This is a genomic window from Hymenobacter sp., assembly GCF_031398885.1.
GTDB lineage: Bacteria > Bacteroidota > Bacteroidia > Cytophagales > Hymenobacteraceae > Hymenobacter.
Window position 1 is genome coordinate 1 of the sequence record NZ_JANNOD010000030.1, and the last position, 14,846, is coordinate 14,846.

At 59.2% G+C, this 14,846-nt stretch carries 20 protein-coding genes; 6 read left to right on the forward strand and 14 right to left on the reverse strand.

Going from position 1 to position 14,846, the window contains the following annotated elements; all coding sequences use genetic code 11:
* Positions 1–169: 169 nt before the first annotated feature.
* Together RMO51_RS04800 and RMO51_RS04805 are read right to left on the reverse strand one after the other, a co-directional pair.
* A complete protein-coding gene (locus tag RMO51_RS04800; RefSeq protein ID WP_310392506.1) occupies positions 170–712 on the reverse strand; it encodes a YfiT family bacillithiol transferase in 543 nt (180 codons plus the stop codon).
* Between the two features lie 65 nt (positions 713–777).
* On the reverse strand, positions 778–1,317 hold the full coding sequence (locus RMO51_RS04805) for a nuclear transport factor 2 family protein (protein WP_310392508.1): 540 nt from the start codon (positions 1,315–1,317) through the stop codon (positions 778–780).
* 83 nt (positions 1,318–1,400) lie between these two features.
* Between RMO51_RS04805 and RMO51_RS04810 the strand changes: the two genes are divergently transcribed.
* Positions 1,401–2,318, forward strand: coding sequence for a LysR substrate-binding domain-containing protein (locus tag RMO51_RS04810; protein ID WP_310392510.1), 918 nt, complete (start codon positions 1,401–1,403; stop codon positions 2,316–2,318).
* Here RMO51_RS04810 and RMO51_RS04815 read toward each other — a convergent pair.
* The 10 genes from RMO51_RS04815 to RMO51_RS04860 all read right to left on the reverse strand — a co-directional run bounded on the left by RMO51_RS04815 (position 2,293) and on the right by RMO51_RS04860 (position 9,784).
* Entirely contained in the window at positions 2,293–3,201 is a 909-nt protein-coding gene (locus RMO51_RS04815; RefSeq protein ID WP_310392512.1) for an alpha/beta fold hydrolase, read from the reverse strand. The genes RMO51_RS04810 and RMO51_RS04815 overlap by 26 nt on opposite strands.
* 411 nt (positions 3,202–3,612) lie before the next feature.
* Positions 3,613–4,005, reverse strand: coding sequence for a nuclear transport factor 2 family protein (locus RMO51_RS04820; protein ID WP_310392514.1), 393 nt, complete (start codon positions 4,003–4,005; stop codon positions 3,613–3,615).
* Positions 4,006–4,155: 150 nt separating this feature from the next.
* Complete coding sequence (locus tag RMO51_RS04825) at positions 4,156–4,758, reverse strand: cyclic nucleotide-binding domain-containing protein (protein WP_310392516.1); 603 nt, start codon at positions 4,756–4,758, stop codon at positions 4,156–4,158.
* 241 nt (positions 4,759–4,999) lie between these two features.
* A complete protein-coding gene (locus RMO51_RS04830) occupies positions 5,000–5,476 on the reverse strand; it encodes a DoxX family protein (RefSeq protein WP_310392519.1) in 477 nt (158 codons plus the stop codon).
* A gap of 111 nt (positions 5,477–5,587) precedes the next feature.
* Positions 5,588–5,941 carry a nuclear transport factor 2 family protein gene (locus RMO51_RS04835; RefSeq protein ID WP_310392521.1) on the reverse strand — a complete coding sequence of 118 codons (354 nt, stop codon included), beginning with the start codon at positions 5,939–5,941 and terminating at the stop codon, positions 5,588–5,590.
* 85 nt (positions 5,942–6,026) lie between these two features.
* Positions 6,027–6,641, reverse strand: coding sequence for a Crp/Fnr family transcriptional regulator (locus RMO51_RS04840; RefSeq protein ID WP_310392523.1), 615 nt, complete (start codon positions 6,639–6,641; stop codon positions 6,027–6,029).
* Between the two features lie 389 nt (positions 6,642–7,030).
* A complete protein-coding gene (locus tag RMO51_RS04845) occupies positions 7,031–7,684 on the reverse strand; it encodes a DJ-1/PfpI family protein (RefSeq protein WP_310392525.1) in 654 nt (217 codons plus the stop codon).
* A 107-nt stretch (positions 7,685–7,791) separates the two neighbouring features.
* Positions 7,792–8,136: an OsmC family protein gene (locus tag RMO51_RS04850; protein ID WP_310392526.1), complete on the reverse strand. Its 345-nt coding sequence runs from the start codon at positions 8,134–8,136 to the stop codon at positions 7,792–7,794.
* A 174-nt stretch (positions 8,137–8,310) separates the two neighbouring features.
* Positions 8,311–8,847, reverse strand: a complete 537-nt coding sequence (locus tag RMO51_RS04855; protein ID WP_310392529.1) for a GNAT family N-acetyltransferase — start codon at positions 8,845–8,847, stop codon at positions 8,311–8,313.
* Positions 8,804–9,784, reverse strand: coding sequence for a LysR substrate-binding domain-containing protein (locus RMO51_RS04860; RefSeq protein ID WP_310392531.1), 981 nt, complete (start codon positions 9,782–9,784; stop codon positions 8,804–8,806). The genes RMO51_RS04855 and RMO51_RS04860 overlap by 44 nt, the downstream gene beginning before the upstream one ends.
* Before the next feature lie 60 nt (positions 9,785–9,844).
* Here RMO51_RS04860 and RMO51_RS04865 point away from each other — a divergent pair, with 60 nt between their 5' ends.
* The 5 genes from RMO51_RS04865 to RMO51_RS04880 all read left to right on the forward strand — a co-directional run bounded on the left by RMO51_RS04865 (position 9,845) and on the right by RMO51_RS04880 (position 12,660).
* Complete coding sequence (locus RMO51_RS04865) at positions 9,845–10,249, forward strand: rhodanese-like domain-containing protein (RefSeq protein ID WP_310392533.1); 405 nt, start codon at positions 9,845–9,847, stop codon at positions 10,247–10,249.
* 187 nt (positions 10,250–10,436) lie between these two features.
* On the forward strand, positions 10,437–11,387 hold the full coding sequence (locus tag RMO51_RS04870) for an IS481 family transposase (RefSeq protein WP_310392534.1): 951 nt from the start codon (positions 10,437–10,439) through the stop codon (positions 11,385–11,387).
* A gap of 104 nt (positions 11,388–11,491) precedes the next feature.
* Positions 11,492–11,794 carry a transposase gene (locus RMO51_RS04875; RefSeq protein ID WP_310392536.1) on the forward strand — a complete coding sequence of 101 codons (303 nt, stop codon included), beginning with the start codon at positions 11,492–11,494 and terminating at the stop codon, positions 11,792–11,794.
* A 61-nt stretch (positions 11,795–11,855) separates the two neighbouring features.
* Entirely contained in the window at positions 11,856–12,473 is a 618-nt protein-coding gene (locus RMO51_RS22560; RefSeq protein ID WP_409025028.1) for a DDE-type integrase/transposase/recombinase, read from the forward strand.
* Complete coding sequence (locus tag RMO51_RS04880; RefSeq protein ID WP_310392601.1) at positions 12,424–12,660, forward strand: integrase core domain-containing protein; 237 nt, start codon at positions 12,424–12,426, stop codon at positions 12,658–12,660. Before RMO51_RS22560 ends, RMO51_RS04880 begins: the two co-directional genes overlap by 50 nt.
* A gap of 14 nt (positions 12,661–12,674) precedes the next feature.
* Here the strand turns inward: RMO51_RS04880 and RMO51_RS04885 are convergent, their stop codons facing one another.
* Together RMO51_RS04885 and RMO51_RS04890 are read right to left on the reverse strand one after the other, a co-directional pair.
* The gene (locus tag RMO51_RS04885) at positions 12,675–13,730 is read right to left on the reverse strand and encodes an ATP-binding domain-containing protein (protein ID WP_310392538.1); all 1,056 of its coding nucleotides are present in this window, start codon (positions 13,728–13,730) and stop codon (positions 12,675–12,677) included.
* A gap of 26 nt (positions 13,731–13,756) precedes the next feature.
* Positions 13,757–14,833 (reverse strand): exonuclease domain-containing protein, encoded by a 1,077-nt coding sequence (locus tag RMO51_RS04890; protein ID WP_310392539.1) that lies wholly within the window; start codon positions 14,831–14,833, stop codon positions 13,757–13,759.
* Between the last annotated feature and the right edge of the window lie 13 nt (positions 14,834–14,846).

Genomic DNA, 14,846 nt, shown 5'->3' on the forward strand with positions numbered 1-14,846 from the left:
CCTCCAGGTAGGCCACCCGCAAGCGGGAAGTAGGCCCCACCACCGTGGTGCTGCTGCACGCCAACAGCGAGCTGGCAGCCATAGAGAGAAGGGACGGATAAGGTGGTGAAAACGTGAATCAACCGGGGAGAAACTCTCCCCAGCGCTGCCGGTGGAGCCGGCAGCGGGATTAAAGGTGCTGCCCAGCCAGCAGGCGCACGTGGCCCAGGTGGTGCCGGCTGTGCCAGGCGTACAGCGTCAGGGCATGGTTTAAGGTGAAATGGCGCTGGAAAGTGGACTGAAAGAAGCGGCGCTGCCACTGCTCTTCGCTCAGTTGCTCCAGCAGCACCCCCCAGCGCGTGTGCAAGGCTTCCAGCAGCGCCAGCGACACCCTCACCGGCGTTCTCGCCACGTCGGGCAGGGCTGTCCAGGCGTTTTGGTTGTAGCCGGCTACGCTGAGCTGGTCTTCGGTGAGTGTGAGCCGGAACCGCAAATACCCCAGCTGGTGGGCATCAGCCAAGTGGTGAATAACCTGACGGCCGCTCCAGCCACCGGGGCGATAGGGTTGCTCCAGGCGTATCTCCCCGGCGTCGCGGACGGCCTGCATGAGCTGCGCCGGCAGAGCGGCCAGCTGCTCCAGCAGCGGACGCCGTTGCGCCGCAGTCAGCGGCTCAGCGGGCAGCTCAAGCGGCCCGACGGGGTAGCGGTAGTCAACTGCAGCAGTAGGTTCCATGTACAAGCGGGGTTTAAGTCAGCGGCAATCACTACCGGAGTAAGATTAGAAAAGCGCAGGCTGCCTTACCGACCCCGGCGCAGGCGGATGAACTGCTCAAGGCCCCGCAGGCTGGTCAGGAATGCCAGCCGGACCTTGGTGGGGTTGAAGTACGCTACCCGCTCCACCACGCATCCGTCCCGGATAAGGAAGCGGTCCACGTTGTACCAGGTCAGGTAGCGGCCGCCGATGGTGGCGCTGAACGTCATTTCCACGAATATCACCTCGCCGCTGTGACTCCAGCGCAGCACCTTTCCGGTCAGGTCGGGCAAGGCTATCAGCGTCTTGGCAAAGGCGCGCCGGCCCGCCTCGTGCCCCACCGTGGGCTTATAGCCGGGGGCGACGAGGCGAATGTCGGGCCCGAAAATATCCATGATGCGGTCCAGGTGCCGGGCCGGGTCCGACCAGACCTCCGCAAAGGCAGCCACCCATTCCGCCACCGGCCCGCGCCGGCCGGCCCGGGCACTGGTGAGCAGCGTTGCGGTGCCGTTAGCCTGGCTGGCGGTGCCGTTGCTTTGGCTGGCCACGGGGGGATAATTTCCGTTCGACATAGTGAAGGGGAACATGTGGGTGAAAAGCAGTACAAGATTACGCGGTGTTTTTGCGTGAGCAAAATGATTTAATTTTGCTATTTGCATGAAAATATTTCATGTTTACGCTCCACCACTTTCGTATTCTCCAGCTCATTGCTACCCACGGGTCCATCACCCGTGCGGCGGCCGAGATGAGCTTAACCCAGTCGGCCCTTAGTCATCAGCTTCGGGACCTGGAAGCAGCGCTGGGCGTGACATTGCTGCACCGGGTGGGCAAAGCACTGGTTTTCACCGAAGCCGGCAACCGGGTGCTGCAAACCGCCCAACTGGTGCTGCCGGAAGTGGCCGCGCTGCGCGGCGACCTGCGGCGGCTGCAAGCCGACGCCGCGGCCCGCATCCGCCTCAGCACCGAGTGCTACACCTGTTACCAATGGCTGTCCCCGGCGCTGGCCGCATTTCAGTTGCAGCATCCCGGCGTAGAGCTTGCCCTGGTGCCCGAAGCCGCCGCCGACCCGCTCACCCAACTGGCCAAAGGCCGGCTCGACATTGCCATCGTGAGCGAGGCCGCCGCCCCGGACCCGTGGGTGAAGCTGCCATTGTTCGACGACCAGCTGCTGCTCGTCGTGCCGGCCGCGCACCGGCTGCTGGCCCACCCTCAGCCCCTGGCTCCGCCCGATTTTGCTGCCGAGACCTTACTGGTCTACAGCTTGAAGCGCCCGGTGGGGCTGCTGCGCCATCCCTTCTTTGAGGCGCTGCGGCCGAAAGCAGTGCTGGAAGTGCATTCCACGGAAGCCATCATCGAGTTGGTGAACGCGGGGCTGGGCGTGGCCATCATGCCGCACTGGGCCGTTCAGCCCTTTTTAAACGTTAGGCAGCTGGCCATGCTGCCCTTGCCGGCCGACGTGCCCCCGCGCACCTGGTCGGCGTACGTGGCCCCCACCGCAGCGCCCGTCGTGCACCGCTTCGTGGAGGCCATCCGGGCTACCGCACCCCAGGCCCATGCCCCGCTTACCGCGTTTCTCCCGCTTCGGTAGGCTCAATGTTGTTGGGTTGTTGCTCAGCTGCAACGAATTGCAGCACGGCACTCAGCACGGCCGGGTTGCGCAGCAGGCGGTAGTGTCCGATTCCGCTGACCAGCAATTGCTCAACGCCCGGATTCTCACCCAGGTAGCGGCGTACGGCCGCTACCGGCAGCAGTTCATCGGCCGTGTCATAGACAGCCAGTACCCGCCGGGCTCGCAGCTGCGGGCGAGAAGCAAATGCGAAGTTGTCAATGGATTGGCCCAGGTGACGGCTAAGTCGCGTGTAGAACTGCTGCTGCACCTGGGCCGGCACCCGGAGTTGGGAGAAGCCGATGTCGAACGTGGCCCGCGCCGTGATGGGGCTGGCCAGAAACACGAATTTTTCCACGCCCACCGCCTCTTCGGCCAGCAGCAGCGCGGCGGCCGTGCCCCCCAGGGAGTGGGCCACCACGGCGTAGGGCAGGCCAATGCTCCGCCCGTAGTCCAGCAAAGCCTGCTTCATTTCCAGCAGATTGGTTTGGGTGCCGGGCGAGCGGCCGTGAGCGGGCATGTCGAAGCTGGTGACGGCAAAGCCGGCCGCCACCAGGGGCGGTACCAGGTCGCGGAAGTCGCTGACGCCACCTTCCCAGCCGTGCACCAGGAGCACGGTGCGGTGGCCCTGCCCCCAACGGTAGCCCTGCAGAAAGACGGCCTCGCCCTTCAGGGCGCTGTGGCTGACAAATGTGAAGGGCTCGGCCGTCTCCAGAAACTGCTCGTCGGTCGGGCGGAGCGGGCGCCGCCGCGGCGTAAAGAGTTTCCACAGCAAATTGACAGCCAGGCGCGGCAAGATGGTGCTGATGGTAGCGTAGAAAAACCGCAGCAGTCGCACGGCTAAAGGCAGAGAGGCTTGCTTCATACGGGATGGAAAATCGCCAAAACCTGTTGTTTCACTTTTCAAGTCAATAGAATGAGTACTGCAATTGAGCAATGTCTAGATGCTACTCTATTCATCGGCGTTGTCAAGGCAACAGCATGCAGCAACTGGGGTCGGGCTTGCGCAGTACAGACGCTCACAACCAGGGTTGGCAGGATAGCCGAAATTCTTGTGCAACATTAGCTTTCGGTTTCTCATGAGCAAAATGATATATTTTCCACTGGCACATGAAATAAAATCATACTCCATTGTATCCTATTTCTATTTTGCCTTCAAAAGCATCTCCTGATATCCAATATAGTCAGCTTGGCTATACTTGATTCAGCCGCTCGGCTAGCCACTAATGGCCAAGGGAGCACACGCTAATGACCCAGTACCCGGTATGTGCGTGGTCTAAAGAGGACGGTAAGTTGCGTGGGAGGCCAACAGGCTCCATTGCCCTTGCTCTTTGACGTAGGTTTCGGTAATTCGCTCCCACAACTCGCGGGCGGGCATCTTGCCGCTGATAATGGAAATATGCAGCACCGCTGTGACAACGGCGGTGCCACCCTCGATGGTCACCCGCTGCTCTGAACCAGCAAAGACGGGCAACTGGATGGCAGAGTTCATGGCAAAACCTTTGATGAAGCCCGCTTTGGTGAGCACTTCGGCGTTGGCTGAAGTAAAGACAAAGCCGCTATTTAGTCGCTTTTCCAGGGTGGCTTCGTCTCTGGCCGCAACGGCCACCAGTAGCTGGGAGTGTAATTGCAGCACTTGGGCTTGGTCCGTATTGCTTGCGGTTTGCATGGGAATTCGGGAAAAAGATTCAGAAGTAGTTGTGAGTAGCCCTATCATGGCCACAACGGTGGTTGGGGTTATGAGCATTGCGCCTTTGCTGTGCAGTGATTGGAAGATGCAAAGCTGGAGCAGTTGCCATGCGCGATTGTATAACCCAGGTTATAATCCTTTCGAGTGGGAACTCTCTACTAGTCTTTTTCTTATCCGACTGAGGGAGGGTTGCTTGACGCCGATGTAGGAAGCCAGATGATAAAGCGGAACCCGGGCCATGATGTCTGGATGAAGGGTAGGCAATTGCAGATACCGGTTCTCGGGCGTGTCCAGCAGCAGCGACTCCGCGCGTACCTGCGCGACGATAAATGCGTTTTCGCTAGCAATCCGGCCGAACCGCTCCCAGTTTTTACTCTCTTTAAATAATCTCTGGAGGTGGTCGTAGCTGATAAGCAACAAGTTAGTGTCCTCCAGTGCCCGAATCCACAACCGACTGGCCGTGCGGGTCAGAAAGCTATGATAGGCCTTGGGCCAGTGACCTTCGAAAAAAAACCCGCAATTGACTTCTTCGCCATCGACCAGGTAAAACGCCCGCATTAAGCCTGTGAGCATAAAACCAATGTAGTCATACGTCTTGCCCGCTTCAATAAAACATTCCCCTTTTCTTACTGCCGTAAAACGTAAGCCTGGCTGGGCCATTTGCCAGTCGCTCTCGGTGAGCGGAGTTAGTGATTCTACCGCTTCGCGTAGCAGCTGATAACCGGCCGTCATAAGTTTGAGTGTAAAAATGAAAATGTTCTATTGCGAGGTGAGGTTGCGCCAATTGATTACAACTTTAATTCAACTACTCTATACGAGTGTGCTTTGCTAAAGAAACAGGTTTTGAATAGGTCTCGCGCGCCAACACGCCTCAGCGCTGCCGTAACGAATACTGGTGTTGTTCAACAAATGGAGAAGAACTACCGAATTAGCCCTACTCGGGTTGACCCGGCGGCTGTTCGGCCCAGTAGGCTTAGGCGAAAGTCGAGCCGGGTGCGGGAGGACGGGAATGCAGCGCGGCATCGACCGAGTACCGGCCGCCGCCATTTATTAGCAGCGCCCCGGCCAGGCCGAGCATCAGCAGGAAATACTCGTAGCCTTCGCCTTTCTGATTGCCGAACCAGTTCATGAAAAAGCCGTGTTGGAGGCGTGAGGTGAAGACAATGCCCAGCGCCAACCCGGCAAAGGCAGCGGCCCACAGGCGGCTGGCCCAGCCGACCAGGATGCACAGGGCGCCGAAGAATTCGATGACGATGACCAAAAAGCCCAGCAGCCACGGCAGGTGCACCGTGCCGGTAAAGAATTGCATGGTGCCGGCAAAGCCGTGACCACCGAACCAGTCCAGCAGCTTCTGGGCCCCGTGGGGCCACATAACTATACCGAGCGCCAGGCGCAGAATTGGGCCCGTCCAATCGGGACGGGCTGTTACCAAGGAAGAAGCGACACTCATGGGCAGGAAAAAAAGGAGGTGTCGACCCCGCGGGCTAAGTGTTCAGCAACTTGCTGGGTGTGGCCTTAGGCGCTGTGGTATACTCCGGCGACGGTGGGCGGAGTAGCGGCGTCAGCTGCCATAGAAAAACTGCTCGCGGACAATGAGCCCGTCCTGCCAGTGCTGCACCGACGCCTGAGTGTAATTGCGCACGCCCCACTCGCGGTGAGTGTAGTCGTAGTGCCAGACGACGACGGTCATTTCATCGCCCACAGCTACGTCACGTATCTCGGCGCCCCGGAACTGGGTAATGGCGTCGAAGAACTCCTGCTCGCGGCGGCGGTTGGCGTCTTTGCCCACGGTGAGGCTTTGTTCGTTTTCCTGCACCACCACATCGGGATGGTAATACAGTTCAAAGGTTTCGAGGGCTTTGCCGTCGAGGACCAAGGCGTTCAGGCCTTGGATTCTTGCCAGCAGCGGGGACATACGGATGCCGTTTAATGCAGCACAAAGGTCCGCTCGGCGTCCGGTGGAGCCAATGAAGTAGCACAAGAACAAACCTTAACCTAACTTAAGAATCGGCGTCGGGCTGCTGCAGCACCTGTTTGCGCACCTTGCTCAGAAACTCCGGCGTCAAGCCCAGATAGGACGCGATGTGCCGCTGGGGTAGCCGCTGCTCCAATTGCGGGTACTGGGCGCGAAATCGCCGGTACCTCGCCTCGGCCGAGAGGCTGATGGCCTGCAGCGCCCGGCGCTGCTGCGCCACAAAGGCGTTCTGTAGCAGAATGCGTAAGTAGCCTTCCAGGGTCGGCACCTCCCCGTACAGGCACTCCAGCGTGTCGCGGTCAAGCTGCAGCAGTTCACAGTTCTCCAAGGCTTCCACGTGGAGCGTGGCCGGGGTTTGCGTCAGGAAGCTGGCCAGGTCGGCAATCCACCAGTCTTCGACGGCAAACAGGATGTTGTGCTCGAAGCCGTTGGCATCGGTGTAATAAGCCCGCAAGCAGCCCCGTACCACGAAGCTTTCGTACAGGCACACGTCGCCGGCCTGCACGACCAGCTGCCGACGGCGCAGCCGGCGGGGGCGCACCGCGGCCGCGATGCACTCCGCGTCACGGGGCGTTAGCGACAAGTAGCGGCTTAGGTTATCGAGCAGCAGTTGAACGGAAATGGAGCCAGCGGCCAGCATACGCAAAGATATTGGTACCCGCGTCGGCTGTGACGCTTGGTTGGCTAGGGACGGCGCAGTTCCTGCCAGCCTCGGTTCCGTTTGACAGGAACTTGATATGCCGTCTAGCAACCACCGGGTCAACCCGTGCAGAACTGGGTGGGCAGTTTTCCCCTACTTGTTGGACAGCATCGCAGTAAGCGCGAACCAGGAGCAGCTAGCGTCCGTTATTCAACGGCTCGTTTAACTTTGGACCAAGCTTTCAACCAAGGCCTTCTCTGGTTCTTCACCCACTCGGTGCCAGGGGTGGGGCCGCCTGGCTCTGCGCTTCAGCAAGTCAAATACCGGTTGTGGCTCGCCCCTGTGGCCTACAGCAAATCGGTTAAGGATGACCATCGATATACCAGAAACTATCCCTCATGCTGAGCTAATACCGATGCTGCCCAATCGGATTGTTGCGCCACTGGCCAGGGCTCGTATTGCATTTTCTTGGCCGTCGCTGCAGCCACTTCCGGCCCTAGCAGGCGGCTAACCACATACAAAGACAAATCGATGCCGGCCGATATGCCGGCCGAAGTCAGAATGTTGCCGTTGTCGGTCCACCGGTGGGTGGCCTCTACCTGGGCCCCGGGGGCTAGGCGCTGCAGGTCCGCTGCCGCCGTGAAATGAGTGGTAACCGTCAGCCCCTCCAATAAACCTGCTTTGGCCAGCAACCGGGCGCCCGTGCACACGGACAGCACCAGAGCCCCGGCCGCCGCGTGGCGTCGTACCCATTTTTGCAGCGCTTCATTGTTCATTTCTCGGCGGGTGCCTAACGGAGTACCGTCGGCCAAAAAGCCGCCGCCCCCGGGCACCACAATTAGGTCTGCTTGGGGGTGGTCGTTGAGCAAATACGTGGGGTTGACTGACAACCCGTTGCGGGCGTATACCGGCCCGCGCTCCGCTACGGTAAATACGCTGAACGGGCGCTGCCCCTCCACCTCTGTAACCGCAAACACCTCAAAGGGCCCGGCAAAATCCAGCACTTCTACTTCGTTAAACAGCAGAATGGCAACTTGATACATGGTTATTTGGAAAAAGGGGGGTAAGAGAAAAGAAACGTTGACGTGACCGCCACGGGCTGAGCGGCTACTTAAGGGAGCGGCCGCTTCAGCCCGCGGGCTTATCTATTTCAGCCGGGCTGCCCCCAACTGCCTTGCACGGGAATGTAGGCACGGACGGAAGTGGCCTGGTAGCATTGCTCATGGGCTTCGTGATGCAGGTGCCGCACCCCAGCTTCATCAACGGGCAAGGAACCCCCAAAAGTGATGCCCGGGTGCGGGGTGACCTCCGTAATGCTTTGCCGACCCTGCGCATTGAGCGCCATATTTCCCACCGGCTGGTCGTAACATGAATCGACGACGAGGCCGCGGCGGGCTGCCAGCCACCGGAAGGTGAGCATATGGCAGCTGGCCCGGGCCGCCACGTAGGCTTCCTCGGGGTCCACGTTGGCGGGCTTCGAGTAGGGCGGCGGCACTATGTGCGGGGAACTGAAAGCCGGCACCCCAACCCCGCCGTCAAACTGCCAGCGATGCGCCCGGCTGTACTTATTGTCAGTAACGGTGCACCCTGGCGATACCAGGCGATGCGCGCGCCGTAGTGATGAGGTTCAGACATACAATAGGCCTTGGGAAGGTGACTGAATAAGCCTTCAGACGGCTGCTTGAACAGCCAGCACTTGCTCCGCCGCGACGTAAAATCGAAGCTTATTTTTGGGGCGGGCGCCCAGCCGCTGGTAGAAAGCAATGGCCGGTGCGTTGAACTCCGGGGTTTGCCACTGCAACTGCGCACAGCCGAGCCGTTGGGTTTCGGCGGCCACTGCTTCCATCACGCGGCGACCCACGCCGCTTCCCCGGACCTCAGGGCGCAGAAACAAGCAGTCCAGGTGCAGGTAGTAGGCAGCATCCCAGGTCGAAAACTCCGGCATGTAGGTGGCAAAGCCCACTAGGACATGGGCCTGGGCCACTACCAGGCAGTAGGCGGCGGGCCGCGGCCCGAACAGCTGCACGGCCAGGCGCGCCGCCTGGTCGTTCTCTGCAAACGCGGCTTGTTCAAAGGCGGCGTGCTCCCGGCACAGCGCAACCAGTTGCGGCACGTCGGCGGGTTCCAGTCGGCGCAGCTCCAGGTCAGCCGGGCCGCCGGGCTTAAAACTGAATTTCTTGGGCAAGAAATCGAAGGAAGCTTTCATAGTAGAGCGGATAATCTTGGTTGCGGAGCCGGGCGGCGTATTGCTGGCGCACTAGTCCTTCGGGGGTGATTTGCACAGTTGCCAACTCACCCGAAACCAGATAAGGCTTCAGCGCCCACTGCGCCATCACGGCCACTCCCATATCTGCTTTCACCAGTTCAATGGAAGCCTCGGTCAGGGGCAGCACCGTGAGCTTTTGCGGGGTGACCCCAGCTGGGCTGAGCAGCTTTTGAAACACGGTCACCGTTTCCAGGGGCAGGGAGTGAATAATCAGGTGGACAGCGGCAAAATCCTGGGCCGTCACGTAGGATTTAGTTGCCCAGGCGTGGTCTCTGGGAACGACAGCCACCAGCTCGTCCTGAAACAACTCGATGAATTCCAGGGCCGGCTCGGCCACCGGGTCGCTAGTGATGGCCAGGTCAATATGCCCGCTCAGCAGCTTAGGCAGCGGCTGGTGGGTAGCCTCGAAGTTGATGCTGACCTCGACGTGGGGGAAATCCGCGTGGAAGCGCCGCAAAATTCCCGGCAGCCAGTGGTAGCTCGTGTAGCATTCCGTGCTGAGCCGGATACGGCCCACTTCGCCGCCCATCAACTCTTTCACTTCCCGGACAATAGTGTCAAGTTCACCGAGTATGACGTGGGCGCCGCGCAGTACCTTTTCGCCCACTGGCGTGAGCACCATCTTCTTATTGACCCGGTAGAAGATTGGAGCCCCCAACTGGCTTTCGGCTTCCCGCAGTTGGTGGCTAAGCGCGCTGGAAGTCAGATGCAGCTTGTCAATGGCGTTGACAATGCTGCCCTCTTCCACAATGGCCTTTACCAGACGCAAATGACGTATTTCCACCGATTTTTTTGCCCAAAGGTAAACGGGAAAACCCCTCAGGGAGCGCAGTTGATTGCATGAAAAGATTTCAAGGGAATCAGGAAATATTTTCACTTTTTCCGCATCCTGCCCCCCTGCATCTTTGCCCGTCCTTAACCTTAAACACTCGCCCTTATGGAAGCTCAACTAGCTCACTACCAGCACAAGCTGGCTTACGAAATGGACTCGGCTGATTTGTACGACGCCGTGCAGAGCGGAGCAGGCCTAATTATCATCGACGCCCGCAAGCCAGCTGCCCACGCCGCGGAGCACATCCCCGGCGCCATCAGCTTCAGTCACCGGCTCATGACGGAAGAATCCACCCGCGCGCTCGACAAATCCAAGCTTTACGTCACGTACTGCGACGGCATTGGCTGCAATGCTTCCACCAAAGGCGCTTTGAAACTAATGCAGTTGGGTTTTCAGGTGAAAGAGCTATTGGGCGGAATTGATTGGTGGAAACGGGACGGGTATGCCACGCAGGGCCAAGCCGCACCACTCCCGGCTGACGCCGAAGCAGACGTGACTTGTTCCTGCTGACAAGTGTGTTGGGTACTGTTAGGTCCCAGGGACTGGACTATGCCGGCTCCCGTAACTGTTTTTTCAGCGTTGCGAGGTAGTCTAGGCAAGGCGGACAAAATAAATATACGTCTTTCTTCTGTCCGCCTATGTGTATAGTCCCAAAGAGTGATGGTGCATTTTCCGGGCTGGAATTTCGCACCGACCTATGGGACAAGTACTCCACGGCAGCGCCCGCACAACAGCGGCAATACGGGCCGCTATCCAACGTAGTCAGGAAAGCTTACAAGCGCTAGCTGTACGGCACGGCAGCAACCCGAAAACAGTGGCCAAGTGGCGTAAACGCGCCACCGTAACCGATGCGCCGATGGGGCCAGTGCCGGCCTCGACGGTGCTCACGGCCGAAGAAGAGGCCATCGCCGTGGCTTTCCGCCGGCACATCCTGCTGCTGCTCGATGATTGCTTCTACGCGCTGCAGGCCGCGATTCCGCACCTGTCCCGCTCGGCGCTGCACCGCTGCTTTCAACGCCACGGCATCAATCGCCTGCCGCTGAACGACGACGGGCAAAGCCCGCCGAAAAAGAAGTTCAAGGACTACCCCATCGGCTACCTGCACGTCGATTTTGCCGAGGTCCAGACCGAAGCAGGCAAGCAGTACCTTTTCGTGGCCATCGACCGCACCAGCAAGGGGGCCTTTGCCGAACTGCACCCGCGCGCCAAGCGCGTCGTCGCGGCCGAGTTTCTGCGGCGCGTGCTCGACAAGCTGCCCTACCAAGTGCACACCGTCTTGATCGACAACGGCGTCCAGTTTACGCCGCAACCGCACCAGTTTCTGCCCGGTGGGCACAGTTTTGACCGCATCTGCCGTGAATACGGCGTGGAACACCGCCTAACAAAGCCGGCCCACCCGTGGACAAACGGCCAGGTCGAACGCATGAACCGCACGATTAAGGAGGCCACCGTGCAGCGCTACCATTACCAGACTACGGAAGAGCTTAATGAGCACCTGCAAGCCTTTTTGCTGGCCTACAACCACGCCAAGCGGTTGAAGACGTTGCGTGGCTTAACACCGCACGAATTCATTTGTGCCCAGTGGCAAAAGAACCCCACTACCTTTACCCGTGACCCGACCCACCTCACGCTGGGACTACACATCTAGACCGCCTCAACCGGACATCTATCCCAGGTTGCCTCAACCTTACGATAACTTCATGAGGTGGTCTAGCTAAAACGGACAGTGAGAAGTCTTAACTTTCACTGCCCATGACCGAGAAACCGAACTCTGGCGGCTTGCCCGCCCCCCGCAAGAAATGCGCGCCGGCATTTAAGGCTGAGTGCGTGCGCCAAGTGGCCGCCGGGGCCCAGCAAAGCGACGTGGCCCGTGCTCAGGGCATTTCGCCGGCCCTGCTGGGGCGCTGGCAATGCCAAGCCTTGGAAGCCGCCGTACCTAACAGCGCGGAGCGCGAGGAAATCAGGCAGCTGCGCGCCGCGCTCAAGCGCGTGGAAATAGCGCGCGACATTTTAAAAAAAGTCGTGGCCATCTTTTCCCAACCGCTCCAGTCGTGAGCCGCTATGCCTTCATCGCGGCTTGCACCGAGCCCTGGCCCGCGCAACTGCTCTGCCGCTTATGGGCCGTGAGCCCGGCAGGCCATTATCAGTGGCGGCAACGGTCGGCACCGCGACCCGTCCCGTGGCATACAGCCGCGCAGGCGGCCTTCACGCGCCATGCCCGCCGCTACGGCACCCGGCGGTTGCGGCCGAATTACACGCCGAGGGCCACCCGGTTGGCCGCTACGCGTTGCGCAACTGGCTGCACCGGCACGGCCTCCGGGCCCTGAGCACTCGCCCGCACCGGCCGCGCACGACCGTGGCCGACCCGGCCGCTGTGGTGGCTGAGAACCGGCTGCTGGGCCAGTCGGCCCCCACGGCTCCGAACCGGGTCTGGGTCGGGGACATTACGTACCTGCCCTTGGTCGGCGGGCGCTGGTGCTACCTGGCCACGTGGCGCGACGCCTGTTCGCGCCGGGTCGTGGGCGGGCACCTGGCCGCGCAGATGCCTACTGAACTCGTGCTCCACGCGCTGGAACAAGCCCTGACGTTGCGCCAACCCGCGCCTGGGCTTATCTGTTCACGCCGACCGCGGCAGCCAGTACACCAGCGCGACCTGCCGCGCCCGCATCGCCCAAGCCGGGGCCCTGCCCAGCTTCAGCCGGCCGGGCAACCCCTACGACAACGCGCAGGCTGAAGCCGGCTGGAGCACGCTCAAAACCGAGCTGCTGCCCGGCGGCAGCCCCTTTGCTTCGTTGGAAGAAGCCCGCCTGGAAGTGGCCCACTACCTCGACACCTACTTCAACCTCGACCGTCACCACTCCGCTCTGGGCTACCGCTCGCCGCATCAATTTGAACGCGACTTCAAATTCAACCTACCTTAGCTCACTGTCCGTTTTTACTGGACCACCCCAGCCAGCGTGTTTTTTGCTTGCATGTAACTGTGCAACTTGTGCCGCAATAGGCGCCCGAATATCGGTTTTTGCGCGTCGTTACGCAAGCCTAACGCTTCACATAGCGCGCCTACGGCTCCTTTTAAGTCACCCCTGTCCAAAAGCTTCAGACTTTGCTTATGTAGCTTACTTGGGCGGGCCTCTTCTAAAGCCGCGTTTACCTGCTTCTCGTCATTGGCCGTGCGATGCGGCTCTACTACCTCCCGACTTACCATCACGTCCCGTTCTCTCACTAGCGTTCGCAGCTGCAACCCTTCAAACGAGCGACACCGGCTAAGCGCCACATATAGCTGACCCGCGTCAAAAAAGCCTCCCGGCGCATTAATTTCCACGGCATCAAACGTCAGACCCTGGCTTTTATGAACAGTCAGCGACCAAGCGAGCTTGAGAGGCAATTGGGTGAATGTCCCAATGACTACGCTGGTAATGCGTCCAGTTGCCTCGTCGTAACCATAGGCGAACTTCTCCCAGGTCTCTGCTTCCACCGTGTAAGTAGCCCCGTGCTCGGTTTCCACCTTTGCTACCTGCTTTTCTAGCTTCACTACCCGCCCAATAGTGCCGTTCACCCAGCGGCTGCCGCGGTCATTGCGCACGAACATCACTTGCGCCCCCTCTTTCAGAGCCAGCTCTCGCGCCGTTGGAAAGTCACTTTCCACAAAGTCGCCCGTTACAATTCCCTGGAACTTTACCAGCAGAGTTGTCAGCTTGGTCAGTTCACCCGCGTTATGGTCTTCCGCGTCTTTATTGCGGGTGCTGAGCATGACGCGGCGTCCCGTCGTTTTTGGCAGGTCAGATCTTCTTTTATTCAGAACATTCAGGTCTTTACCATCCGCCTGGTTCGTTCGAACCCGGTCTAATAGTTTAATAAATTGGGGGTCCTGCTGTCGATACACCTTGCGTAACTCGACGGTAATGAGCGGAAATTCCGCGAACGCCTTGGCACTAAAGAAATATCGGGTCTGGTAAAATCGCTCATACAACTGCCAGTCGGTCGGCGTCAACACCGGCGGTAATTGGTAAGCGTCACCTACCAGCAGTATTTGCTTCCCCCGAATGGCTCACGCAGTCGCCGGCTGTTCAGTCTTAACGACCGATTAATAGCATCCAATATATCAGCCCGTACCATTGATACTTCATCAATGATGACCAGCTCTACGGCTTGTAGAAGGTCGTATAGAGCTGTGTTAACGGATTTTCCGGTATATCGCTGCGGACCCAAATACAATACTCGATGGTCGTTAGGCTGCATAATACCCAACGGCAGACGAAACAGCCGATGCATATTCGTGCCGCCCACGTTCAGTGCCGCTACGCCTGTAGGAGCCACCACCACAGCCTTCTTTCGTGTGTTGGCTATAATGTGCCGCAAAAACGTGGATTTACCCGTGCCCGCCTTGCCGGTTAGAAATACGCTCCGGTTATTATTTTCAATCAGGTCCAGCGCCTGCTGAAATTCTGGATTATCCAAGTCCAGTACTATTGTGAGCTGTGGGAGTTTGGGTGCTATTGGCTGCACCGGTTTCCGTGTTTCTGGCAAACTCACTTCTTTTGCCAGCAGAGCAAACAAGCACCGGGCACAGGCTGCTACGTCAGCCTCCGCCCGGTGCGCGCCCGCTATTCCTTCATCAAACAGAATCTCATGTAACTCGTGCAGCTTCGGCGGCTTGGCCCCGCGCCCGCCCGGCCCCTTGCCAATACCGGTGCCCATGCGCATAGTACACACTGACCGTAAACTTTGCGGAAATTCCGGCCGCATCAATCGGTGCAACTCGGCACCGACAATGGCCAAATCATATTCGATGTTGTGGGTTACTACATATTTGCACCCGTCCGCCGCAGTTATTAATTGTACAAGCGCCTCGCCCAGATTTATCCCTTCGGCTGCGGCCTGCGCCGTAGTAATACCATGTATGTGGGTGGCTTGAACTGGAATAGTAAACCCTTCTGGTCGTATTAAAACTTGCCCACTACTGCGTCGCATTCCATTCTCGCCGTACACCCCACAGGCTAATTCTACCAAGCGTGGCCAATTATCGCTGTCTGTAACCGGGGCTTGGAAATCAGCGGGCAACCCCGTTGTTTCTGTATCGAAGACGAGGTACATAACAGATATAATG

Bases quoted from the DNA above. Each gene is read 5' to 3' on its own strand.
- RMO51_RS04800 (WP_310392506.1), bottom strand. From the start codon at position 712: ATGGAACCTACTGCTGCAGTTGACTACCGCTACCCCGTCGGGCCGCTT.
- RMO51_RS04805 (WP_310392508.1), bottom strand. From the start codon at position 1,317: ATGTTCCCCTTCACTATGTCGAACGGAAATTATCCCCCCGTGGCCAGC.
- RMO51_RS04810 (WP_310392510.1), top strand. From the start codon at position 1,401: ATGTTTACGCTCCACCACTTTCGTATTCTCCAGCTCATTGCTACCCAC.
- RMO51_RS04815 (WP_310392512.1), bottom strand. From the start codon at position 3,201: ATGAAGCAAGCCTCTCTGCCTTTAGCCGTGCGACTGCTGCGGTTTTTC.
- RMO51_RS04820 (WP_310392514.1), bottom strand. From the start codon at position 4,005: ATGCAAACCGCAAGCAATACGGACCAAGCCCAAGTGCTGCAATTACAC.
- RMO51_RS04825 (WP_310392516.1), bottom strand. From the start codon at position 4,758: ATGACGGCCGGTTATCAGCTGCTACGCGAAGCGGTAGAATCACTAACT.
- RMO51_RS04830 (WP_310392519.1), bottom strand. From the start codon at position 5,476: ATGAGTGTCGCTTCTTCCTTGGTAACAGCCCGTCCCGATTGGACGGGC.
- RMO51_RS04835 (WP_310392521.1), bottom strand. From the start codon at position 5,941: ATGTCCCCGCTGCTGGCAAGAATCCAAGGCCTGAACGCCTTGGTCCTC.
- RMO51_RS04840 (WP_310392523.1), bottom strand. From the start codon at position 6,641: ATGCTGGCCGCTGGCTCCATTTCCGTTCAACTGCTGCTCGATAACCTA.
- RMO51_RS04845 (WP_310392525.1), bottom strand. From the start codon at position 7,684: ATGTATCAAGTTGCCATTCTGCTGTTTAACGAAGTAGAAGTGCTGGAT.
- RMO51_RS04855 (WP_310392529.1), bottom strand. From the start codon at position 8,847: ATGAAAGCTTCCTTCGATTTCTTGCCCAAGAAATTCAGTTTTAAGCCC.
- RMO51_RS04865 (WP_310392533.1), top strand. From the start codon at position 9,845: ATGGAAGCTCAACTAGCTCACTACCAGCACAAGCTGGCTTACGAAATG.
- RMO51_RS04870 (WP_310392534.1), top strand. From the start codon at position 10,437: ATGGGACAAGTACTCCACGGCAGCGCCCGCACAACAGCGGCAATACGG.
- RMO51_RS04875 (WP_310392536.1), top strand. From the start codon at position 11,492: ATGACCGAGAAACCGAACTCTGGCGGCTTGCCCGCCCCCCGCAAGAAA.
- RMO51_RS22560 (WP_409025028.1), top strand. From the start codon at position 11,856: ATGGGCCGTGAGCCCGGCAGGCCATTATCAGTGGCGGCAACGGTCGGC.
- RMO51_RS04890 (WP_310392539.1), bottom strand. From the start codon at position 14,833: ATGTACCTCGTCTTCGATACAGAAACAACGGGGTTGCCCGCTGATTTC.